The sequence below is a fragment of the Streptomyces sp. NPDC029169 genome (assembly GCF_055563935.1).
The window spans coordinates 1-22,036 of the sequence record NZ_JBVHXA010000017.1; the positions used below are offsets into that span (position 1 = coordinate 1).

The window sequence follows — 22,036 nt, forward strand, 5'->3', positions numbered from 1 at the left end:
GCACACCACTGCCGGCTCTCCCGGTCCATGCGTGATCACCCTTCCGCCCGAGTCGACGAGTTCTCCAGATGATCAAGCGGATCCCTCCCCGGAATGATCACGGCGTGAGTGAGTGATGTCCGTCATATAGGCCGCCGCCTCACGCGTTGGGCAGCTGCCCGCCGCTACAGGTGGCGCGACCGAAGCCACCCAGGGTGGTGCCGCGCTGGACGTGCTCGCCCCGGATCGCGATCGTGCAGGCGCTGCCTGCCCGCCCTCCTCGTCGAGGCCGACAGCCACGCTGGTCGTCTGCCCCAGGGGATCCGTAACGCTCTTCTTCCACGGCAGGATCACCGCCCTCTCGACGGTCGCAGTACCGGCCGTACCGCGGGGGCCCCTGTGCCCTTTTCTCCGAATGACGATCGCCCCCAGTAACCCTGGGGGCGATCGCCATTCACATGTGCTTGCGGCTCAGCTGCCGATCAATCGATGCGGTCGCTCAGGCCCAGCACCTGCGGGCTGTCGCTGGGGAAGTCCCTGGGCATACCGGGTACGTGGATGGTTCGCCGGTACACGCCGGTCAGGAACTCGACAGCGCCGACCGGGAACTCCGACCAGTCTCCGTTGTCTCCGCGGACGACCACCGGCCACAAGTCCGGGTCGGGAGGACTCGTCTTCCAGTAGATGCTGTCCCCCGAATTGGACTCCGCCCAGCAGACCAGGCCACCCGGCTCCGGGTAGGGCACGTAGTCCTCGGTGTCGCCCATCTCGTACAGATCCTGAAGGATCTCGTCCTCCCTGGACTCGGACGCCCATGACGCCTCGGCGCCGGGTCGGGGAACGGACACCGTCAGGAAGTCGTCGACGACCAGGACGGGATACGCCTCCGCCAGAGAACGGAAGTCCGAGGGCAGCGCCGTCCCGAGGCCGGCCTCAAGGGCAGCCCAGTCCACGCCGCGCCCCTCAGGCACACGCCACCGTGTCATCGACGGCAGCACCGCCTCCAGCTCTTCGACCCTCAGCATGTCGTCTGCCAATCCGTGATGTTCTTGACCACAACGTTCTCGAACAGTACTCCGTCCTCGGTGTAGGCCGACATGGTGATGCTGTCCGCATATCCCGTGCTGTGGCTGTAGTTGACCTTGCCGGTGTACATGACCCACTTCTGCGCCGCGAGCTGCTTCTCCATCTTGATCTCGCAGCGCCGCATGCCGCTCCTGTTCATGCGCTTGAAGCCGGTGAACAGGTTCTCGTCGACCCAGTCGCCGCTCACCTTGTCGCCCACGATGTGCGTGCGGTCGAGGATGTTGCCCTTCCCCGACCTGGGGGTGTTCTGCTCCGGGTCCGGGAATCCGTACACGTCCACCGAGCCCGTGTCCCTGTCCGCGAGCGGCGGCTTGAGGTCGCCCGGGCAGAGCAGCGCGGTCGCGCCCTGGGCACGGCCCGCGCCGTCCAGCGGCATGTAGTTGAAGCGGGACGACTTCGGCTCGGACTCGCACCGCTTCTTGTTGTCCGTGTCCGTGCCCCCACCGTCACCCGGCCGGGGGCCGGGACGCGGCTGAGCGGTCGGACCCGGCGCCGGCTCGTCGTCGGCTTCCTCCATGGCTTCGTCGATGGCGTCGTCGATGGTGTCGATGGCTGCCTCGACGGCGACGGTCACGGCTGCCGCCACGACCGCCGCGGCCACCGCGACGACCACGACAGCGGCCACGGGCACCAGTACGGCGAGGAAGGCCAGGTGGCCGTCGAGTTCGACGAAGCTGGTCGGATTGCCACCCGTGAAGGCGTACCTGTTGCCGGTGTACGGGTCCGTGCCGAGGTTCATGTCGGCGAGGGCCCCGGTGTACATGTCCCGGGTGGTGAAGCGGTTCAGACCCGGGCTGTAGTCGCGGAAGCCCATGTCGTACGTACCGGACTGCGCGTCCCAGCGCTTGGAGTTGTACCGGTAGGGGTTGTACTCCTCCTTGGACGGGTTGGCCGCGTCGGGCTTGTCGATGCCGGTGAACTCGGACGTGTCGTCGCCGCCGTAGGCGGTGTAGCCGTACGTGGACTTGGTGTTGCCGGTCTTGTCGGTCACCGCGTCGACGTCCGTGCGACGGTTGTAGCTGTAGTAGGCGTCCTCGGTCGTACCGTCCGTGTTGCGCTTGACCTGGGAGAGCCGCTCGCCCCACGGGCTGTACTGGTAGGAAGCCGTCAGCTGGCCGGCGACCTCCTCACCGAGCACCTCGCTCGACAGACCGAGGTAGCTGAAGCTGGTCGTCTTGCCGTCGGCGGTCTTGGACTGGGTGCGGTCGAGCGGATCGAAGGTGTACTTCGTCGACTTCATCGCGCCGGTCCCGTCCATCTTCTGGGACTCGACGACGTGGTCGAAGCCGTCGTACACACTGCGTCCGACGACCTTGCCCGCGCTCGTGACCGACTCCTGGCGGCCGAACGGGTCGTAGTTGTACTGGAACGCCGTGCCGGCCACCGACGCGCTCAGCAGCCGGTTGCGGTCGTAGGTGAACGTCGTGGCCGTGCCCTGGACGTTCTGGCTGACGACGTTGGCGTTGTCGTCGTGGACATAGGTGTCCGTGCCCGAGCCGTTGCCCGTCTTGACCGACTTGGCGAGGCGGTCGACAGGGTCGTAGCTGTAGTCCGTGGTGGAGTCGAGGTACGCCGCGTGGTTGTCGGCGTTCATCTTCTTCGCCACGTCCTGCGCCACGTTGCCGTGGGCGTCGTACGTGTAGGAGTGCGAAGCGACCAGCGAGCCGGCCGCCTTCTTCTCCGTGCTGCTCCTGACCGCGCCGTCGAGGTAGTAGACGAAGTCGACCGTGTTGCCGTTGGCCTTCGTCTCCCGCAGGACCTGACCGCGATCCGTGTACGTGTACGACGTGACCTTGGGAGCGGGATCCGTGGGCGTGTTGCCGATGGAGACCGTCTTGGTCAGATCACGTGCGTCGTAGGAGTACTGCGAGAACTGGTCGGGATGGGTGACCGAGAGCGGCTGGCCCGTGGAGTCGTAGGTGTAGGAGGTGGACTTCTTCTCCTGACCCGTCAGCGACTCGGTGACCTTCTGGATCTGGTCCAGGCCCGTGTACGCGATGGCGTACGCGTCGACCTTGGAGCCCGGTGTGGTGTCGTCGATCGACGTCAGGTTGCCGTTGACGTCGTAGGCGTAGGCGAAGGTGCGCTTCTCGGTGTCGGTGTCGCCGGAGTTGTTCCGTACCAGCTTGACGCCGTCGGCGACGACCGCGCCGGCGCTGTTCTGGAACAGCTGGAGCTTGGCCGCGTTGCCCTGCGTGAGGGTGAACGAGCCGAGGCTGACCCAGCCGCCCGCGCCCGTGCTCTGGTCCCGGACCACGTCCGTGGTCGTGCCGTCGGACTTGGTGACCGTGTACTTGGCGGCTGTGGCCGCGCCGGCGACCTGGGGGTACCTCACGTAGGCCGTGTAGGTGCCGTCCTTGGGGATGTTCAGCGTCCAGGTGAACGCGTCGGTCCCGGTTCCGGCGGCGTGGACCTGATGGTCGTAGCCCTGCTGACCGGTCAGGCTGCCCTTCGTCCAGGTGCCGGTGAACGTGGTGTGCTGCGTGTCGGAGTTGTCGACGAGGGTGACGCCGGTACCCACCGGCACACCGTCGTCCGACTTCGTCCTGAGCTTGCCGTCCGGGTAGAACGACCAGCTCATCGTGCGGTTGGCGGAGCCTCCCGCCGAGTTCAGGGTCCGGGTCGTCTGCCGGCCCAGCTCGTTGTAGTCGTACGTGGTGACGATGTCCCACGGGTCGGTGGCGGACTTGGTCCAGCCGTTGTCGTAGTAGGTGAAAGCGGTGTCGTTACGGACCGTCTGGCCCTCGGACGGCGGCATCGAGGTCTTGGAGACCCGGCCCACCGCGTCGTAGAACGTCTGGGTGTAGACGTTCGGGTTGTTGTACCGGGCGTCGGCCGGGTCGTACGGCTGGAACTGCTTGACCGGGCGGTTCATCGCGTCGTACTCGGTACGCATGGTGAAGTCGTCCGCGGCGGCGGTGTCCACGCCACGCGGAGTGATCACCTTGACGGTGTTGCCGGCCTGGTCGTACTCGTACTTGGTCGTCCGGTACGTGATGTTCGGGCTGGTGCCCGAGTGCGGAGCCTTGACCTGCGTCGTCTTGCCACGCTCGTCGTAGGTGGTCAGGGTCTCGTTGTTGTCGGCGTCCTTGGTGGAGACGACCAGCGAGTCCTTGTCGTACGTACGCGAGGTGGTCTTGCCCAGTGCGTCGGTGACCGAGACGGACCGGTGGTTCAGGTCGTAGGCGGACTTGGAGGTGAAGTCGGTGGTGTCGGCGGTCGCGTTCTTCTTCGGGTCGATGACCGTGACGAGGTTGCCGACGTTGTCGTACTCGTAGGAGATCTTGTCGCCGACGGAGTTGACCACCGACGTCAGCTCGTAGATCTCGTTGTAGTTGTGGGTGGTGACGTAGTCGTTCGGGTCCGCGGTGGTGGCGGTTCCCTTCGGCTGGGTGGTCGTCTTCAGGTGACCGGTCTTGTCGTGCGTGTAGAAGGTGGTGCGTTCCGGACCGGTCGGCGTGTCCTTCGGGTCCGAGGACGAGAGCATCTGGTCCGCGGCGTCATAGGTCGCCGTCATCACCGCACCGTTGGGAGCGGTGGAGGAGGTGACGTTGTCGTTGGCGTCGTAGACCGGGGCCGGCGTGGTGAGCAGGACACCGGCTGCCTGGTCCTTGGGCACGGTCTTGCTCAGCGGACGGCCGAACGTGTCGTACGTCTGCGTGGTGCTCTTACCGAGCGCGTCGGTGATCCGGGTGACCTGGCCACGCTCGTCGTAGACGAAGGTCGACGACTTGTTCAGCGCGTCCGTGATGGTGCTCGGGTAGCCGACCGGGCCGAAGCCGCTGTAGCTGGTCGGGTTCCCGTTCGGGTCGGTCGACTTCGTCGGCTGGCCGTACGCGTCGTACTCGTACGTCGTGGTGTAGTCACCGGCGACGGAGGTCGTGGCGACGCCCTTGGGGTCGGTGACCGTCTTCAGGTTGCCGAAGGTGTCGTAGCCGAACTGCCACTTCCGGCCCTCCGGGGAGGTCTTGGTGAACAGGTCGGCCGAGTAGCCGTCCGCACGCGTCTGGTACGCGTACTGGGCCGAGTTCGCCGGGTAGACGCCCGGGTCACAGTCCGAGGGCAGCGGGATGCCGGTCTTGTTGTTCTCTGCGTCGCGCTTCCAGAGCGGGTAGCCCGTCTTCTGGTCGAAGCAGTACGCGGTCTTGGCGCCGTTGGCCTCCTCCAGGTACGTGACGTTGTTGTCGGCGTCCCACGCCATCTTCGTCGTCTGCGACTTGGCGTTGGTCGTCTGGACCGGACGGCCGAAGTCGTCCGTCACGAAGTTCGTGGCGCGGTTCTCCGCGTCGGTGACCTTGGTATCGGTGAACTTCGCGTTGGTGGCGTTCGCCGCGTAGGCGAAGCCCGTGGTGCCCAGGAGACGGTCGGTGATCGTCTTGGTCCACCAGTGGTACTTCGGGTCGTCACCGGTCTGCGGGGCGTAGTAGGCCATCGCGGTCGCGTTGCCGCGCGGGTCGGTGGCCTTGACGAGCTTGACGTTCTTGTTGCCCTGGGTGGCGTCGTACTCGAAGGTGAACACCTTCGGCTGGGACGAGCCCGCGCCGTCGGTGAGCGTGGTAAGCAGGCCCTTGTCGGAGTACGCGAAGGTGAGCTTGCGCAGCGAGATGTCGGTCATCGACTTGATGTGGTCGATGATCTTCGGGTTGCTGCTGTCGGCCTTCGTGTAGTACTCGACGGTCAGCGACTGCCTACCGGCCGGGTCGGTGATGTACTTGAGGAACTTGGTCGGCTTGTTGTTGGACTTCCGCTCCTCGTACGTGTACGTCTGCGTGTTGCCGTTCTTTTCGATGACCGACGTCATGAAGCCGTCGCAGCCGAACACGAACCGCGTCCCGTCGGGACGGGTCATCGTCCACGCGTCGGGAACCGGGTCCTTCAGCGGGGTGCAGTCCAGACCGGGCTTGGCCGTCAGCTTGTAGTGGACGCCCGCGGGGGCCTTCCAGGCGTTGGCGGTCGAGTCCCAGCGGAAGACGTGCGTGGTGCCGTCGCCGTCCGGGAGGCGGATCTCCGTCGGGTTCGGCTTCGGGTGGAACTCCAGCGGCGCGCCGAGCCGGATCGGGCCCGCCACCTGGAAGGACCAGCCGTGGCCGGAGACCGTGTCGGACGTGTCCAGCGAGTTGTACGCGAACCGGGCGAAGGTGGTGACGCCGCGGCCGGGGTTGGTGAATGCGTTGTACTGCCAGACGCTGTTGCCGGACGCCAGGTTGTTCATGACCGTGGAACCGGCGCCGGTGTTCTTGCCCGTGTAGGAGTAGAACTTCTCCATGCCGAGCTGGTTGGAGGTCGGGTCCTCCACGGCCACGTTCTGCTTGAGGCCCGGGATGCCGGAGGTGCCCGACACCCAGGTGCCGGTGGTCTTGTTGTAGACGTCCCAGGTCAGGACGTAGTCGGTGCGCTTGTTGCCGTTGTCCGAGTTGATCGGGGTCTTCACCAGGGCCTGGAGGTTCACCGAGTCGCCGGGCGCGACGTTGGCGGGCAGGGCCGTCTGGACCTGGTTGCCGGCGTTGGTGACGTCGGTGCCGTCCGGCAGGGCCCACTTGTAGGTGAGGACCTGGTCGGCCGCCGCCCAGGTGGAGGCGGTGGTGTTGGTGAGGGTGAAGTCGACCGTGTAGTCGGTGTTCGGAGTCATGCGCGCAGGGGTCTGCGGCGCGTAGTACGTCGACTCGGTGGTCGAGTCGATGTACGTGACCACGATGCGGGGCCGCAGGCGCTGCTCGGTGCCCTCGGAGGACAGGAACAGGGTGCGCTCCTGCGAGGCGACCTCATCGGCCATCTTGATGACGACGCCCTGCTGGGAGGCGGGGGTGGTCACCCAGGACTGGGCGAGGGAGGTGACGCTCCAGTCGTGACGGGCCGGGTCGTTGGTCTTGGACCCGGTGTTGCCCGCCACGGCGCCGAAGTCGCCGCCCGCGGTCGTCCAGTTGGTGGTCGCGTTCGCCTTCACCCAGGTCGCCGCGGCTTCGTCGAAGTCACGGGTCAGCGGGCGGATCTCGTACAGCGCGCCGGCGCTGTCCGTGGCGGTCTGCGTGCTCCACAGACGCACCTTGGCGTCCAGGACCCGGGCCGTGGTCGGAATGCCGAGGGCCGGGAACTTCAGGACCGCGCGGGTGTCGCCGTAGGTGGCGGAGTTGTTGCCCACCGACAGCCAGTTCTTCGGGCCGCCGTCGTCGATCGTGTCGTGCGTCGACGTGGTCCGCACGGACGAGAGCGTGGTGTCCTGCGTCGCGTCGAGGACCTTCGTCGTGCGGCCCGCCTTCGGCAGCCGCACGAGCTGCGTCGGGGCGCCGACGACCTGCCCGTCCTTCGTCTTGACCGCGACCATGTAGTAGTACGCCCGGCCGAACGGGTCCGGGTCGTCCGCCTTCGTGGGCGTCGCCGTGGTGTCCGTGAACGCGGTCGTGCCCGGGGCAACCGGGGAGACCAGCGTCGACGCCGACGGCGTGAAGGTCTGGCTGATCGAACGGTGGACCTGGTACTCGACGATGTCGTCGCCCGTGGCGACCGGGTCCTTGTCCTGGTACGCCGACCAGGACAGCTCCGCGCCTGTGTCGTGGATCGTCGTCGGGGCCGCGAGGTCCACGCCCTGCCGGCCGAAGGTCAGAACCAGGCGCGGGTAGTTGGCGGTCTCGCCACCGTACCCGAACTCGCTGCCCTCGTACCGCGGACCGCCCTTCGGACCGCTCGCGGACTCGTCGCCCGCCTTGATCACGAAGCCGTTGTTCGTGTACGTGCCGTCGACCCACTGCTGGACGGTCTTCGTCACCGGGAAGGTGTGCCAGGCGTTCAGCTCACCGGCCTGCTTGGTGACCACACCGCCCTTGGTGAACCGCACCGCGTCCGCGATCACCGAAGTGGTCGTCGACGCCGGACCGTCACCGAGGACGATCTTGCCGAGCGTGCCCGCCTTGAACGGGTGATTGCCCAGCGTCTTCCACACCCCGGCGGTACCGGCCTGCTGGTTCACCAGGTACTGCTTCGACCCGCCGTCGTACGTCACCGTGTACGGGGCGTTCGTCGCACGGTCCGACGCCGGAACGTAGTGCGCCTCGACCTGGTACGTACCGTCCTCGGGAAGACTCGGCTGCCAGGTGTACGTGTCACCGGCGACCGTGTCCTTGTTGTACAGATAGTCGCTGTTCACCGCGTACTGCGTGTACGCCGTGTTCCCCGACGCCGGCCACGCACCCACCGCCGCGGTACGGCCCGCGTCGCCGTCATCGACCACGACCGCGGTACCCGACAGCTCACCGGTGAACGTGTTCGCACTGTTCCACGTCGCCGTGTCCTCCGACCACGCCTGGGTGGCCCGGTGGGCCTCCAGCTGGACCTCGGAGTCACCCGTGGTGTGCGTCTGGTCGAACCACAGCTTCAGATCGGCCGAATCCAGCCTCGTCCCCGCCGGAACCCCGGTGATCGGGAACTTCAGCAGCGCACGCGAGATGCCTGCGCTGGTGTTGCCGACCGACAGACGCCAGTTGTCCTTGTAGTTGGTCGTCGGACCGTCCGAGGAGATCATCACGTCCTGCGCCGTGGTCGGCGTCGGCGCAATGGATATCGTCGGATCGATGATGACCGGGTACTCCCGCTCGGGCGCGGCAAGCCACTTCGCGTCCGGCGTAACCGTCAGCTTCCAGCCCTTGCCCGCCCGCGTGAGCTTCTGCTGCACGGCCGAGCTGTAGCCCGTCCCGTACGTGGACGCGGCGTCCTTCTTCGCGTCCGTCATGAACGCGGCCGGGATCACCAGGACCGGATCCGCGCCCTCGCCGAAGAAGGAGACGGAACCGTCCTTGTTCGCCTTCGGCGTCAGACCACCCGCATCAAGGGTGAAGGTGAAGGAGACCGGGCCTTGCGGCTTCCGGTCGAGAACGATGTTCTCCTTCACCCGGCCCGGACCGACCTGGTACGACAGGTCGGCACCGAAGACTGCGTCCTTGTACGTGACGGTGTCGCCCTTGGCGACGGGGGCGAGCTTTCCCGCGCCCTCGATGCCCAGGGTCACCGCATGTCCGTCACCGGACTCGAAGCGGAGCAGCCTGTGGGCGTCCGATCCGAACCAACTACTTGCGGCATTGGTCGTGTTGGCGAACACGAAACCCTTGGTGTCGGTCGGGGTGACCGTCGGGTCGATGTCCTTCCAGGACTTCCCCGACCGGTACCCGGTCGGCACCGCCGACACCTCGGCCTGCACCCGCCCGTCGGACAGCTGCCAGTACCGTGCATTCGCCGTACGACTGCCCGTCAGTTCCGCAACGCGCTTCGGCTTGGGAGCCGCCTTACCCTCCGGCAGCTTCTCCCGACTCGGCAGCACGGGAGTCCCACCGGTCGACGGCTGCTCCGGTCTGCCCGGCTCGCCCTCGTCCTCCGAGAACCAGCCGGCGAAGGCATCGACGATACCCTCGCCATTATCACTCGAAACCGGTGCCGCATAAGCGACTTGTGGAAGCATGGTCCCGACGACCGCCGAAACCACGAGGCAGGCTATTGCCCGCCCGTATGTCACTTTCACGCCATTCCCTTCATCGGCACCATTCCGCGCTAGGCGAAAAAAGCGCACCGACGCGCCGGCACGGGCACTCCGTCGCCGGTCACGGTGGACCTGACCTCGACCGGAGCACCTCAAGGCATGGCAAACCAGGCCACCTTCCGTATGCGGAAAATTGACCTCGCAAGAGGTGATCCGATCGTGCGGGGGGATCTTCAACACGGAGTTGATGGTTCGTCAACCGATTACGCATACAGGGCATTTCGCTGGCCAGGTCGATGGCGATTGAGGTTACCTTGCCCGACTTTTCCGATGCCTGGCGTCCGTTGAATCTGATGGTGTATAACCCTGGCGAATTCACTCTCGACAGAAAGCGCGGCCATGCCGACGACCGAAGAACCGGCAGGGCCGGACGAGTTCGAACTCCCGGATGCCACAGGGGTTTCCCGGCCCTCGGACCACCGTCGCATCGATCGCGGTGGCATCGCCGTCGCCGCGGCTCTGCTGCTCGCGTGCGGCGCGTTCGTCACCTACGGAGTCCTCGACTCCGATGACAAGCCGGCGGACCGGCGGGAGGCGGCGACGCCCACCGCCGAGGTGACCTACGAGGTGCTCGGCGAGGGCGCCGCCGGGATCTCCTACCGCGGAGCCGACGGCGACAAGGCGAGCGTCGTCACGAACGTCGGCCTGCCGTGGCGGAAGACCGTGATCGTTCCGCTCGGCGCTTCCCCGATCGTCCATGTCACCCTCGGCGAGAAGGGCGGCACGGCCAGCTGCACCCTGGTCGTGCGTGGCAAGCACGTCCAACGCGCCACAGCCACCGGGGCCTTCGGCCGGACCACGTGCAGCAGTGAACTCCCCACCCCCGAAGCGTCCGCAGCCCCTGAAGGAGCCCAGTGAACCCGCACCTCAACCGTCGTACGGCCAGAGTCGTGGCGGCCACCGCCGTCGCCCTCGCGACCCTCGGCCTCACCTCCCCAGTGACGCCGGCGGCGCAGCTTCCGGCCGGAGTGCGGAGCATCGCCCTGCACGGTTCCGACCCCGCCCAGCGCGTGCTGTCCGCTCGGCGCACCGAACCGTTCAGCATGCTCGGCATCACCTGGGCCGACCCGCGCGCCGAGCTCGGCGGCACGGCGCAGATCCGTACCCGCGACAGCGTCACCGGCGTCTGGTCCGGCTGGCGTGAGCTCGAACTCGACATACGTACGCCCGAGGTCGGGGCCGCCACCGAAGCCGGCGAGGTGCGCGCCGGAACCCAGCCGTTGTGGACCGGGCCGTCCGACGGTGTCCAGGTCAGGGTGACCGGTCAGCACGGCAAGCTGTCGCAGCTTCCGACGGGGCTGCGCGTGGAACTGGTGGACCCGGAGGTGGCCGCGGCCTCCACGTCGTACGCCACCACCACGGCCACGGCTACGGCGAGCACGGCTCCTCAGCCCGTCGTGACCCCACGTTCGGGCTGGGGCGCCGACGAGTCACTGGTCAAGGACCCGGCGACGTACACCACGGACACGAAGGTGGTGTTCGCCCACCACACTGCGGGCACCAACGACTACACCTGTGAGCAGTCCCCGGACATCATCCGCGCGATCTTCCTCTACCACGTGCAGAGCCAGGGCTGGAACGACATCGGCTACCACTTCCTCGTCGACAAGTGCGGCACGGTCTTCGAGGGCCGCGCCGGCGGCATCGACAGGCCACTCCTCGGGGCGCAGACTTATGGCTTCAACACGGACACCTCGGGCGTCGCGGTGCTCGGCAACTACAACGACGCCCTCTCCACCCCCGCGGTGCGGGAGGCGGTCGCGTCCGTCGCCGCCTGGAAGCTCGGCCTGTACGGATACGACGCTGCCGGCACCGTCGTTCTCACCGCTGCCGCCGACAACGGCAAGTACGTCAAAGGCCAGAAGGTCACCCTGAACCGGATCTCCGGCCACCGCGACGGCTACCCGACCGAGTGCCCCGGCAACAACCTGTACGCCGACCTGCCAGCCGTCCGCACGGTCGCCTCGGCGGCACAAACGGGTTGACCCTGCCGGGAAAGGACCGCCGCTGACCGCGGTCGAGGAGGTCAGGTTCGTCCTCTTCGACGAACAGGCGTACCAGGCGTTCGCCGAGCAGGTCCACACCTCGTGACTCGGCCCTGGGACTCAGCCCTGGGACTCCCGCGTGCGGAGCCCGGGGGCCTGGTTCGAGCGCTGCTGTGCGCGCTGCCCATAGCGCGTCCGGCCCGGTGGCTTGTACGTCGACAGGGCGATGGCCACGACGAGGACGACCAGGGCCGCGGCAGACTGGACGACGAGCTGGGTCCGCAGGCCGGTGAGGGTGTCACCGGTCCAGTCCGGCGCCGCCGCCGCGCGGGCGATGCGGCTGATGGGCGGCATGTGGAGGAGCAGAGCACCGGTCGCGAGCACGGTGATCGCGAGCTTCACCGTGACCCAGTAGTAGCGCAACAGCCCCCACGTGGTGCCCAGGGACGACACGATGCCGGTCGCCAGTGAGGCGAAGCAGAGCGGCACGATGACGTACCAGCCGGTCACGTCCATCGAGACGTACACCGACCTGACCGTCAGGGCGTCCTCGGCGGTCAGCCCGGCGACGGCGAGGGCGAGGAAGACGGCGACCGCGCCGAACCAGCCGACGGAGGCGGTCACATGGGCGGTGAGGGCCAGCTTGCGCACCCGTGGGGACATCGGCATCAGCCGTGGCCCCGCATGCCGCCGCCCGCCAGGTGCAGGGCGAGGAAGGCCACAGCGAGGAGGACGGCGCAGATCAGCAGCGCGGTCACCCAGCGCGGCCTGGGCGTGTGCGGGGGAGTGGTCTGGTCGGGCATGGAGAACTCCGCTTCGTACGCCGGGCAACAGGGGGGCGGCGGGTGCCGGGGCCGCCCACCTTTTCGAGACAGGGTGTCTCTGTCAAGTCATGGTGTCACGCTCTCGTCGTCCCGTACATTGTGGGGATGCCGAAGCTGTGGAACGAGACGATCGAGGCGCACCGCAGCGCCGTGCGGGACGCCGTGCTCGACGCGGCGGCGGCGCTGGTCGCCGAGCACGGTCTGCTGTCGGTGACGATGTCGCGGATCGCGCAGGACACCGGCATCGGGCGGGCGACGCTGTACAAGTATTTCCCGGACGTCGAGTCGGTCCTGGCCGCCTGGCACGAGCGCCAGGTGGCCGGTCACCTCGAGCGGCTCGAAGCCGTACGCGACCGGATCGCCGACCCCGGCGAGCGGGTGGAGGCGGTCCTGGCGGCGTACGCGCTCATCTCGTACGAGCGTCACGAGCACCACGGTGCCGACATGGCCGCCGTCCTCCACCAAGGCCCGAGCATGGCCCGCGCCCACGAGCGGCTCGTGTCGCTCGTACGGGACCTGGTCGCCGAGGGCGCGGCGAGCGGAGTGCTGCGTTCCGACGTCGCCCCGGACGAGCTGGCCGGCTACTGCCTGCACGCTCTCGGCGCGGCGGCGGGACTCCCGTCGAAGGCGGCGGTCCGGCGGCTCGTCTCGGTCACCCTCGCGGGGCTGCGTCCCCCGGATCACCCGGTCGAAGCCGTCCCGTCGTCCCAGGCCGAGGCGGATCCGGCCCTCGGCCGCCATCACCACCGTCACGGCTCCCCCTGACCCGTCACTCGACGGTCATGGTCGCCGTCATCTGTGGGTGAATCGAGCAGAAGAACGGGTACGTGCCGGGCTCGTCCGGCGCGGTGAAGGTGGCGGATCGCCCGCCGGCGATCTCGCCGGTGTCGAACGCCCTGCCCTCCGTGGCCGTCACCGTGTGCGCGGTCGAGTCCTGGTTGACCACGGTGACGACGGTGCCGGGGCGGACCTTCAGGTCCTTCGGCAGGAACGCGAAGCCTCGGATGGTGATCCGGGCTTCGACGGCTGCCGTGGGGCTCGCGGGCGGTGGGCTGGGCGACGTGGTTGCCGTGGGGCTCACGGGCGGTGGGCTCGGCGAGGTGGCTGCCGTGGGGGTCGCGGGCGTTGGGCTGGGCGAGGTGGGCGTCGTGCCGTCGCCGCCGTCGTCGCCACAGCCGGTGAGCAGCGTGGCGAGACAGACAGCGACGAGCACGGCGACACCGGCGCGGCGTGAGAGGCGGAGAGGCGGCATGGGAACCCCGGTGAGGTCGGTCGCGTGACGGGATGGGCTGGGCGGTCGAGCCGAGGCTCACGACCAGCCTCGCCGCCACGAGGCCATCCGGCAGAGACCACTCGGCCGTTCGGCCCGGTCCCTCATCCGCACGGGGGCCCCGGGTTCCGTAGAGCAGCCGCGACCAGGACCCCAGGAGCGTGGCCGACCGTGCCACCACCACGGTCATCACCGCCGCGGTACGAAACCGGCGGTTCCTCCGTGCCGATTTCCCGGGATCAGCCGCTCAGGGCGGGGAGAACCGGCCCCGCGGCCAGGCCGAGGCCGACGGAGAGCGCGGCGGTCGCGTAGGCGACGGCTCGTGCCGGGCGGCTGCCGTCGGCCGGCTCGTCGGCGGCGCCTCGCGACACGGCGGGCACGATCCAGCGCAGGTAGTAGAAGAGCGAGGCGACGGTGTTGACGGCGGCCAGGACGGCCAGCCAGGCGTAGCCGCCGTCGAGCGCGGCGCTGAACGCCTCCAGCTTGCCGACGAACACCGCGGTGGGCGGCGTGCCCACGAGGCCGAGGAGGCAGACGGCGAGGCTCGCGGCCAAGAGCGGGCGCCGTCGGGCGAGGCCTCGGTAGTCGCGGAGCCGGGTGGCACGGGGGAGCGCACACACCACGGCGAAGGCTCCCAGGTTCGTGACGGCGTACGCGGCCACGTAGTACAGCAGCGCCTCCTGGGCGAATCCCGACCGGCCGGCCACCGCGACGGGCAGCAGGAGGTAGCCGACCTGGCTGATCGTCGAGTACGCGAGGAGCCGCTTCACGTCGTCCTGGAAGAACGCGGCCAGATTGCCCAGCGTCATCGAGGCCGCCGCCACGACGGAGATCACGGCCGCCCATGGCATTCCGCTGTCGGCGAGGACGGCCTCGCCGAGCCGCAGCAGGGCCGCCAGAGCGCCGGCCTTCGGGATCGTGGTCAGGAACGCGGCGACCGGAGCCGTACTGCCCTGGACCGCGTCCGGCACCCAGAAGTGGGCCGGGACCGCTCCCGCCTTGAACAGCACGCCGGCGAGCAGCGCGACGGCCCCCGCCGCGACGAGCGACTCGGGCGCCTCGGGCAGGGCGGGGCCGAGCAGAGGGTATCCCGTGGCCCGCCCCGCCGCGTAGAGCACGGTGATGCCGGCCAGCATGAGGACGCCGAGCAGCGCACCGATCACGAAGTACTTGAGCGCGGCCTCGGTCCCCGGGCCGTCCTTGCGGAAGCCCGCGAGCGTGTACGCGGGGATGCTCGCGAGCAGGTATCCGGCGGAGAGCAGCAGCAGGTCCTGCGCCCCGGCCAGGACGAGCGCACCCAGGGCGGAGAGCTGGAGCAGGACGTAGAACTCGCTCTCGCGCGGGTGGGCGTGGAACGGCCGGGAGGCGAGGACGAGGACGAGCACGGTGCCGCCCAGGACGACGACCCGGGACGTGCTCGTGACCGGATCGACGGTGAACGCCTCGCCGAACGCGGTCACATCGGGGCGGGCGGCGGCGACGGCCGCCGCCATGAGTCCCGCGCTCGCCGACACCGTCGCGAGGAGCCCCACGAGCCATTGCCGGCCGCGCGGCAGCCATGCCCCGAAGAGCAGTCCGAGGACGGCGGAGGCGGCGAGGAGCACCTCGGGGAGGAGGTCGAGCGGGTTCTCGTTCATGCCGGTCATCGGCCGACCAGTTCCAGAACGGTGCGGGAGGCGGGCTCGATGACGCCGAGGAGGAAGCGCGGCGTGATGCCGAGGACCACGGCGAGCAGGAGGAGGGGGACGACGGCCGCCTTCTCGTGGGCGCGCATGTCGAAGAAGGCGCGGGGGGTGCCCGGGGCGTCGGGCAGCCGGAGCGGGCCCATCAGGATCTGTCGGAGCGCGCGCAGGAACAGTCCGGCCGTGAGCAGGATGCCGAGTACGGAGAGGGCGGTGGCGAGCGGCCTCGGCCCGAGCGCGCCGGTGAAGATCTGGAACTCCGCGATGAAGCCGGAGAAGCCGGGCAGCCCGAGAGACGCGAAGGCGGCGGTGCCGGTGAGGGCGGCGAAGACGGGGGCGCGGGCGGCCACGCCGCCGTACGCGCTCATCTCGTACGTCCGCCCCCGCTCGTACAGGACCCCGGCGAGGAGGAACAGCGCGCCGGTGATCAGGCCGTGGCTGACCATCTGGGTGACCGAGCCGGTGATCGCGAGGGAGCGGGCCTGGACGGAGGTGCCGGCGGTCGCAGCGGCGGCGCCGACGGCCAGGATGATGTACCCCATGTGATTGACCGAGGTGTACGCGATCATGCGCTTGAAGTCGGTCTGGGCGAGCGCCACGAGCGCGCCGTGGAGGACGGACAGGACTCCGACGACGACCAGCACGATCGCGTACCGCCGCCACGCGTCGGGCAGCATCGGCATCGCGATGCGGAGGAACCCGTACGTCCCCATCTTCAGGAGCACGCCGGCGAGGATCGCCGACCCGGCCGCCGGGGCCTCGGTGTGGGCGGGCGGCAGCCAGGTGTGGAACGGGACCGTCGGCGTCTTCACTGCGAGGCCGACGACGACGGCGAGCAGGACCAGCGTGGCGTAGGCGGACCGGCCGGCGAGCGGGTTCTGGCGGGTCAGTTCGACCATGTCGAAGGTGTGCGGGGTGGCGGCCAGGTAGAGGCCGATGAAGCCGAGCAGCAGGGCGAGCGATCCGGTGAACGTGTAGAGGAAGAACATCAGCGCCGCCCGCTTGGCGTCGCGGTGCCCCCATCCGGCGATGACGAAGTACATCGCCACGATCGACAGGTCGAAGAAGACGAAGAACAGAATCAGGTCGAGGGCGCTGAACAGCCCGAGGCACGTGGTCTGGAGGAAGAGGAAGAGCGCGGCGAACTCGCGGAAGCGGCGGCTGTCGCGGAGCGAGTACAGCGCGCAGGCGAGGAACAGCACGCACGTGAGGGCGAGCAGCGGCAGGGACAGACCGTCGACGCCGATGTGATAGCCGACCCCCGCGTCGGGGATCCACCGCGCCCGTACCTCGTACTGCGTACCACCGCCGGTCCGGTAACCGGCCCACATGGCGACGACCAGGCCGAGTTCGGCCGTGGCCGTCGCCACCCAGACGGCGCGCAGAGCCTGGACGGGGGTACGGGAGGGCAGGGCGAGGAGCAGCAGGGCGAACGCGGTCGGGGCGAAGACGAGGGCGGTGAGCATGGGTTACCTCGCGAGGACGAGCACGACGGCGATGACGGAGAAGGCCGCGACGGCCTGGGCGAGGTACTGGTGCAGCTGGCCGGTCTGGGGCCTGCGGGCCCACCGGCCGAGCGCCCGTGCGCACGTGGCGACGCCCTCGACCGCTCCGTCGACCGCCCGCTCGACGACCCGGTTCGTCCAGCGGGCGATGCCGAGCGCGCCCCGGGCGGTGGCGCGCACGGCCCGGTCCAGGATCCGGTCGTCGAACGTGGCGGCGGCGCGGGCGACCCGGAGAGTGGGGGTGACGAGGAGGGCATGGGCGGCACGCTCGAGCCCCAGCCACTCGCGGCACATCCCCGTCACCCGGCGGGGAAGGGGGAGCGGGCGATCGCCCCAGGCCCAGGCGATGGCGCCGGCAGCGAGTGCGAGAGTTCCGGAGAGGGCGAACTCCCAGCCGTACGGCTCCGGTTGACCTCCGCTGCCGAGATAGTCGGCGAGCCTGTCGCGCACCGGTGGGAAGGCCACGGGCGTGAGAGCGAGGCAGCCGGCGGCGAGCAGAGCGAGCGGGGGAACCACGGCGCCGGGAATCCGGGGCCGGCCTTCAGTCAGACGTGCAGGTGCGGTGGGACGCCACACGAACCAGAGGATCTTGACGCTGTACACGGCGGAGAGCACGGCGGCGGCAAGCCCGGCCGCGTACAGCCACGGACTGTCGTCCAGAGCCCCCGCGAGCAGCACGTCCTTCGCTGCCCACAGAGAGAGCGGTGGCAGCCCGGCGAGCGACAGCGCGCCCACGGTGCAGAGGGCGCCGACGGTACGGTACGACCGGGCGGCCCCGCGCAGGGCCGGGAGCCGCTGGGTCCCCCACACGGTGAGCCAGGCCCCGGCCACGAGGAACAGCAGGCTCTTCGCGGCTGCGTGCGCCATCAGTTGCAGGGCCCCGCCGGTGGTCGCCCCGGCGCCCGCGGCGAGCACCATGAACCCGATCTGCGCGCACGTGGAGGCGGCGAGCAGCTGTTTGACGTCGCTCTGCGCCACGGCGACGAGCCCGAGGCCGACCGCGGTCGCCGCACCCACCCACGCCGCCGCGGGCGCGCCCCAGCCGGAGGCTTCGAGCAGCGGCCCTGTCCGCAGCAGCAGATACGCCCCCGCCACCACCATGGCCGCGGAGTGCAGCAGAGCCGATACCGGGCTCGGACCCTGCATGGCTCGCGACAGCCAGAAACCGAAGGGTAGTTGGGCCGACTTGCCGAGTGCCGCGACAAGGATGCCGGCCGTGACGAACGACAGCCACGGTTCGTCTGCCCGTACGAGCCCGTCGAGGGTGAGCGGACCGGGTCCCGCGGCGAGGGCGGCGCCCGCGGCGAGGTAGAGGCCGAGGTCGGCGGTGCGGGTGGTGAGGAAGGCCGTGTCGGCCGCCGCGGTACGTTCCGGCTCGCGCCACCAGTAGCCGATGAGCGCCCAGGAGGTGGCGCCCATGACCTCCCAGCCCATGAGCAGCACCGGCAGGGTCGTCGAGGTGACCGTGACGAGCATGCTCCCCGCGAAGAGGAGCATCAGCCCGAAGAGGCGGGCCCGTGCCTCGGCGGCGCCGAACTCCGCCGCGCTGAACAGCAGTACGGCCGTCGTCACGGCCGTGACGGTCACGACGAGGACCCCGGAGAGGCCGTCCACCGCGAACCGTACGGGGAGCCCTTCCAGCAGAGGCGCCTCGACGGCCGGGTGCCGCAGGGCGGCGGTGACGGCGAGTGCCAGGGCCGCCGCCGAGACGCCCACCGCGAGCGGCGGCGCCCACCGGTCCGCCCGCCGTCCGGCCAGGGCGAGCAGCGCCCCGCCCGCCGACGGCAGGGCGATCAGCGACCACAGCAGCAGGCTCACTCCCTCAACTCCGCCGCCATGTCGGTCATGTCGACCTCGCGCGACCGGAACAGCGCGGTGACCACGGCGAATCCGATCGCCATCTCCACCGCCATGGCCGTGATGACGAGCACGATCAGGACCTGTCCGTCCGCCGAGGCGGGAGCGATGTAGTGCCATGCGGCGCCGGCGGCCAGGATGATCCCGCCGATCATCAGCTCCAGGCCCATCATCAGCATCACGATCGACTGCTGGGTCAGCGCGCCGAACAGACCGACGCAGAACAGCGCCGAAGCCACGATCAGGAACAGCTCCAGGTTCACCGGCCCACCCCGCCGCGTACCGGATCGTCGGGCCGGGGTGCACGGACGGTGTCGCCGAAGCGGTCGTACCGGCCGCGCCGGGTGGAGAGCACGACGGTCGCGACGATCGTCGCGAACAGCGCCATGCCCAGCGTCATCATGGTGAGCATCTGCGGCCCCATCAGGGACATCCCGAGGTCCATCGTCGGATCGGCGGGGGCCCGGCCGCGGCGGGACGGCCAGGGTGCGAGGAGAACGCCGGCGACGAGCAGCGCGAACGACAGGGTGCAGATGACCGCCGCGCCGCGCTTGTTGTGCACCATCGTCATCGGCATGAGTCCGGCCGGGTTCATCATGAACATGATCATGAAGACGGCCATGATCGCCATCTCGATCGTCATCATCAGCACCGTGACGATCCCCAGATAGTCCAGGCCGAGCACGATCAGCTCCCCGCCCACACACAGGAGCGCCGTGAGCAGCGAGAACGTCGCGCGCGCCATCGAGTCGAAGCGGAAGACCATCACGCCGCTCGCTACGGCGAGAACGGCAAGCGCCCAGAACGCGGCCGTGCTCACCGCCCCAGCACCACCACGGCCACGACCAGCGCCTGCGCCACCGCCAGCGGTGTCAGGACCACCCAGGCCAGCTCCACGTACCGCTCCATTCGTACGGTCGGCACCCGGCGCCGCGCCCAGACCAGGAGGCCCAGCACTGCGGCGGTCTTCAGCACGGTCCACGCCCACCCGGGCAGGAGCGGACCGTGTCCGCCGCCGAGGAACAGCGGTACGGAGAAGGCGGCCGCCACGACGAGCAGCAGCCACCGCCCGCCCAGGAACACCAGCCGGTCCACACCGGACAGTTCGGCCGCGGCGCCGCCCGCCGCGTCCGCGCCCGCGGGCTGGTCGAACGGCCCCCAGAAGGCCATGGCGAGCGCGCTCAGCAGATAGATCCCGAACGCCGCCGGCATCCACACCGCGAACCAGAGCCCGCTCTGCGCGTCCACGACCGCGCCGACCCGCAGGGACTCCGCACCGAGCGCCGCTGTCGTGATGGCCAGCATGTGCGGCAGCTCGTACGCCAGCCCCTGCGCGAGAAAGCGGTAGCCGCCGATGAGCGAGAGGGACGAGTTCGGCCCCCAGCCGGTCAGCCACACCGCCGCCCAGGCCAGCGCCTCCATGGCGTTGAACCACACGATCCCATCCGGCAGATCGGACACCGAGCGGAAACCGAAGGGGAGCACGACCGCGGCGAGGACCGCAGCCACCGGGAGCAGCGTCGTCCCCAGCCGGACGAGAGGGACATCGGCCGCCCTCGTGACGCGCCGCTGCTGCACCAGCAGCCGCACCACCTCACGGCCCGGGCCGGCCGACCGCGCGTCGACGTTCGCGACGCTTGCCACGCCCCACGCGACGAGCGTCAGCGCGACGGGGAGCACGGCAACCGCCCACAGCGGAGCGGGCTCAGCCATCGGTGTGCCCTTCCGACGTATGCGGCCGGGCGAGTTCGTCGAGATCGGGGTCGAGGCTTGCCACGATGAGCCGAGCGCAGGCGAACTCGGCGCCTTCGAGCAGTTGGGGGAGTACGTCAAGCAGCGCTCGGGACGGCGGGGTCTGCGCGTCGACCTGGCCTCGGGGTCCGACCAGCGGCCGGGCGGTGAGGGCGCCCCCGTCGTCGCAGAGGCCGAGGGCGCGCTCAGTCTCGTCCAGCCAGACGGTCAACCGGTCGTGCACGTCACCGTCGGCAAGGAGGGCGGGCCCGCTGACCCGGTGGTGGTGCGCGAGCTCGGCGGACAGCTCTCCCACGCCCGCGGTGAGCCAGCGCAGGGTCCACGACGTGCGGACCCGCCGGATCAACCTCCGTACGAGCGGACGGAGTTCGGCCACCGGCGCGTCGGCGAGAACGCGGTCACGGGCCGTGCGGGCCGCGGCCGCGGTGTCGCGCCAGCCCGCCACGGCGAGGAATCGGCCGATGCTGTCGAGATGGGCCGCGCACCGACGCCGAGCGGCCTCGCCGACGGTCACCCGCTCGCCGGCCAGGGCTCTGAGCCACGGCTCGCTCCAGAAGGCGAGCCGTGGCGAGGGATACGGAGGGATCGGTTCGACCTCGGCGCGCTGGACGACATCCCCCTGAAGCTCCACCCGCAGCACGAGCCCGGCGGGCCAGTCCGGCAAGGCCGGTCCGAGTGGCACGTGCAGCCGATCGAGCCTCAATCCGTCCCGGTCGTCGGCACGTTCCGCCATCGGCAGCCCGGCCACGACGCCCATGTGGTGACCGTGATGGTCATGGCCCTCGTGATGTCCGTCAGGCTCGTGGTGATCGTGATGACCGTGAGGGCCGTGATCGTGCTCGGCGCTCGGCTCCAGGAGCGCGGCGTGACCCTCGTCCAGGGCGTGTGCCACATGCGCGGTATCCGTCACGGCCACCCGCGCCTTGGGAGCCGGTACGCCGAGCCACAGGCGCTGCGCCCAGTCGTCCTCGTGCACGGGAACCGCCGTACCCGTGAAGACCACGAGGTCCGCCGAGGCTGGGCCGTCGACCTGTGGCCAGCGCCTGCGCGCGAGTTCGGCCTCCACCGCCAGCCGCTCGCGCGTTCCCCCGGGAGAGGCGACGAGCAGCACACCGGGACGGCCCATCGCCGCCGCGATCACCCGGGTCCTCAGGTCCACCGGAACGCCCCTTCGCGCCAGGCGTATCCGACTCCGGCGAGCAGCACGCCGAGAAAGAGGAACATCTCCACGACCGCCGGGACGCCGACTTCGGACACGACCCTCGTCCACGGGTACATGAAGAGCATCTCCATGTCGAAGGCAAGGAAGATCATCGTGACGGGATACCAGCGCACATGGAACCGGGACACCGGGTGCTCCCGTGGTTCGAGTCCGCCGCTGAACGGCCCGGTGTGCAGCGGCTTCCGGACGGTGCGGGCGGCGGCCCCGAGACAGTGGAGCAGGAAGACGCCCGCCAGGACGACCGCGAGCAGGACGGCGACCGGCTCCCAGGCGGCGGCTTCCACGTGATCCCCTTCCCGGCGGACCGATCGCTCCCGCCCACCATCGGCAGGCAGCATCTCAACGCGTAC

16 protein-coding genes are annotated in these 22,036 nt (G+C 69.6%); 3 read left to right on the top strand and 13 right to left on the bottom strand.

Annotated features, from left to right (window positions below; all coding sequences use genetic code 11):
- Positions 1 to 461 precede the first annotated feature (461 nt).
- Together ACZ4VI_RS27135 and ACZ4VI_RS27140 are read right to left on the bottom strand one after the other, a co-directional pair.
- Entirely contained in the window at positions 462 to 1,004 is a 543-nt protein-coding gene (locus ACZ4VI_RS27135; protein ID WP_468003320.1) for an SMI1/KNR4 family protein, read from the bottom strand.
- On the bottom strand, positions 998 to 9,511 hold the full coding sequence (locus tag ACZ4VI_RS27140; RefSeq protein ID WP_468003606.1) for a golvesin C-terminal-like domain-containing protein: 8,514 nt from the start codon (positions 9,509 to 9,511) through the stop codon (positions 998 to 1,000). Before ACZ4VI_RS27140 ends, ACZ4VI_RS27135 begins: the two co-directional genes overlap by 7 nt.
- 417 nt (positions 9,512 to 9,928) lie before the next feature.
- Here ACZ4VI_RS27140 and ACZ4VI_RS27145 point away from each other — a divergent pair, with 417 nt between their 5' ends.
- The gene (locus ACZ4VI_RS27145; RefSeq protein ID WP_468003322.1) at positions 9,929 to 10,447 is read left to right on the top strand and encodes a hypothetical protein; all 519 of its coding nucleotides are present in this window, start codon (positions 9,929 to 9,931) and stop codon (positions 10,445 to 10,447) included.
- Positions 10,444 to 11,574 (top strand): peptidoglycan recognition protein family protein, encoded by a 1,131-nt coding sequence (locus tag ACZ4VI_RS27150; RefSeq protein ID WP_468003324.1) that lies wholly within the window; start codon positions 10,444 to 10,446, stop codon positions 11,572 to 11,574. The genes ACZ4VI_RS27145 and ACZ4VI_RS27150 overlap by 4 nt, the downstream gene beginning before the upstream one ends.
- 120 nt (positions 11,575 to 11,694) lie before the next feature.
- Here ACZ4VI_RS27150 and ACZ4VI_RS27155 read toward each other — a convergent pair whose 3' ends face one another.
- A complete protein-coding gene (locus ACZ4VI_RS27155; protein WP_468003326.1) occupies positions 11,695 to 12,243 on the bottom strand; it encodes a hypothetical protein in 549 nt (182 codons plus the stop codon).
- Positions 12,243 to 12,377 (bottom strand): hypothetical protein, encoded by a 135-nt coding sequence (locus ACZ4VI_RS27160; protein WP_468003327.1) that lies wholly within the window; start codon positions 12,375 to 12,377, stop codon positions 12,243 to 12,245. The genes ACZ4VI_RS27155 and ACZ4VI_RS27160 overlap by 1 nt, the downstream gene beginning before the upstream one ends.
- Before the next feature lie 126 nt (positions 12,378 to 12,503).
- On the opposite strand from ACZ4VI_RS27160, the gene ACZ4VI_RS27165 reads away from it, so the two are divergent.
- Positions 12,504 to 13,163: a TetR/AcrR family transcriptional regulator gene (locus ACZ4VI_RS27165; protein WP_468003329.1), complete on the top strand. Its 660-nt coding sequence runs from the start codon at positions 12,504 to 12,506 to the stop codon at positions 13,161 to 13,163.
- Positions 13,164 to 13,167: 4 nt separating this feature from the next.
- On the opposite strand, the gene ACZ4VI_RS27170 is transcribed toward ACZ4VI_RS27165, so the two are convergent.
- From ACZ4VI_RS27170 to ACZ4VI_RS27210, 9 genes are all read right to left on the bottom strand, one after another.
- Entirely contained in the window at positions 13,168 to 13,650 is a 483-nt protein-coding gene (locus ACZ4VI_RS27170) for a cupredoxin domain-containing protein (protein WP_468003331.1), read from the bottom strand.
- A gap of 257 nt (positions 13,651 to 13,907) precedes the next feature.
- Positions 13,908 to 15,314 carry an NADH-quinone oxidoreductase subunit N gene (locus tag ACZ4VI_RS27175; RefSeq protein WP_468003333.1) on the bottom strand — a complete coding sequence of 469 codons (1,407 nt, stop codon included), beginning with the start codon at positions 15,312 to 15,314 and terminating at the stop codon, positions 13,908 to 13,910.
- Positions 15,311 to 16,816 (bottom strand): complex I subunit 4 family protein, encoded by a 1,506-nt coding sequence (locus tag ACZ4VI_RS27180; protein WP_468003335.1) that lies wholly within the window; start codon positions 16,814 to 16,816, stop codon positions 15,311 to 15,313. The genes ACZ4VI_RS27175 and ACZ4VI_RS27180 overlap by 4 nt, the downstream gene beginning before the upstream one ends.
- Positions 16,817 to 16,819: 3 nt before the next feature.
- Complete coding sequence (locus ACZ4VI_RS27185; RefSeq protein WP_468003337.1) at positions 16,820 to 18,673, bottom strand: proton-conducting transporter transmembrane domain-containing protein; 1,854 nt, start codon at positions 18,671 to 18,673, stop codon at positions 16,820 to 16,822.
- The gene (locus ACZ4VI_RS27190; RefSeq protein ID WP_468003339.1) at positions 18,670 to 18,975 is read right to left on the bottom strand and encodes an NADH-quinone oxidoreductase subunit NuoK; all 306 of its coding nucleotides are present in this window, start codon (positions 18,973 to 18,975) and stop codon (positions 18,670 to 18,672) included. Before ACZ4VI_RS27190 ends, ACZ4VI_RS27185 begins: the two co-directional genes overlap by 4 nt.
- Positions 18,972 to 19,478, bottom strand: coding sequence for an NADH-quinone oxidoreductase subunit J (locus tag ACZ4VI_RS27195; RefSeq protein ID WP_468003607.1), 507 nt, complete (start codon positions 19,476 to 19,478; stop codon positions 18,972 to 18,974). Before ACZ4VI_RS27195 ends, ACZ4VI_RS27190 begins: the two co-directional genes overlap by 4 nt.
- 50 nt (positions 19,479 to 19,528) lie before the next feature.
- Positions 19,529 to 20,425: an NADH-quinone oxidoreductase subunit H gene (locus ACZ4VI_RS27200; protein WP_468003341.1), complete on the bottom strand. Its 897-nt coding sequence runs from the start codon at positions 20,423 to 20,425 to the stop codon at positions 19,529 to 19,531.
- Entirely contained in the window at positions 20,418 to 21,623 is a 1,206-nt protein-coding gene (locus ACZ4VI_RS27205) for a hypothetical protein (RefSeq protein WP_468003343.1), read from the bottom strand. Before ACZ4VI_RS27205 ends, ACZ4VI_RS27200 begins: the two co-directional genes overlap by 8 nt.
- Positions 21,614 to 21,970 carry an NADH-quinone oxidoreductase subunit A gene (locus ACZ4VI_RS27210; protein ID WP_468003345.1) on the bottom strand — a complete coding sequence of 119 codons (357 nt, stop codon included), beginning with the start codon at positions 21,968 to 21,970 and terminating at the stop codon, positions 21,614 to 21,616. The genes ACZ4VI_RS27205 and ACZ4VI_RS27210 overlap by 10 nt, the downstream gene beginning before the upstream one ends.
- Positions 21,971 to 22,036 lie beyond the last annotated feature (66 nt).

Excerpts from the sequence above, each read along its gene's own strand:
- ACZ4VI_RS27140 (WP_468003606.1), bottom strand. The coding sequence starts at position 9,511 with ATGCTTCCACAAGTCGCTTATGCGGCACCGGTTTCGAGTGATAATGGC.
- ACZ4VI_RS27200 (WP_468003341.1), bottom strand. The coding sequence starts at position 20,425 with ATGGCTGAGCCCGCTCCGCTGTGGGCGGTTGCCGTGCTCCCCGTCGCG.
- ACZ4VI_RS27135 (WP_468003320.1), bottom strand. The coding sequence starts at position 1,004 with ATGCTGAGGGTCGAAGAGCTGGAGGCGGTGCTGCCGTCGATGACACGG.
- ACZ4VI_RS27160 (WP_468003327.1), bottom strand. The coding sequence starts at position 12,377 with ATGCCCGACCAGACCACTCCCCCGCACACGCCCAGGCCGCGCTGGGTG.
- ACZ4VI_RS27195 (WP_468003607.1), bottom strand. The coding sequence starts at position 19,478 with ATGGTCTTCCGCTTCGACTCGATGGCGCGCGCGACGTTCTCGCTGCTC.
- ACZ4VI_RS27180 (WP_468003335.1), bottom strand. The coding sequence starts at position 16,816 with ATGCTCACCGCCCTCGTCTTCGCCCCGACCGCGTTCGCCCTGCTGCTC.
- ACZ4VI_RS27165 (WP_468003329.1), top strand. The coding sequence starts at position 12,504 with ATGCCGAAGCTGTGGAACGAGACGATCGAGGCGCACCGCAGCGCCGTG.
- ACZ4VI_RS27175 (WP_468003333.1), bottom strand. The coding sequence starts at position 15,314 with ATGACCGGCATGAACGAGAACCCGCTCGACCTCCTCCCCGAGGTGCTC.
- ACZ4VI_RS27170 (WP_468003331.1), bottom strand. The coding sequence starts at position 13,650 with ATGCCGCCTCTCCGCCTCTCACGCCGCGCCGGTGTCGCCGTGCTCGTC.
- ACZ4VI_RS27145 (WP_468003322.1), top strand. The coding sequence starts at position 9,929 with ATGCCGACGACCGAAGAACCGGCAGGGCCGGACGAGTTCGAACTCCCG.
- ACZ4VI_RS27155 (WP_468003326.1), bottom strand. The coding sequence starts at position 12,243 with ATGCCGATGTCCCCACGGGTGCGCAAGCTGGCCCTCACCGCCCATGTG.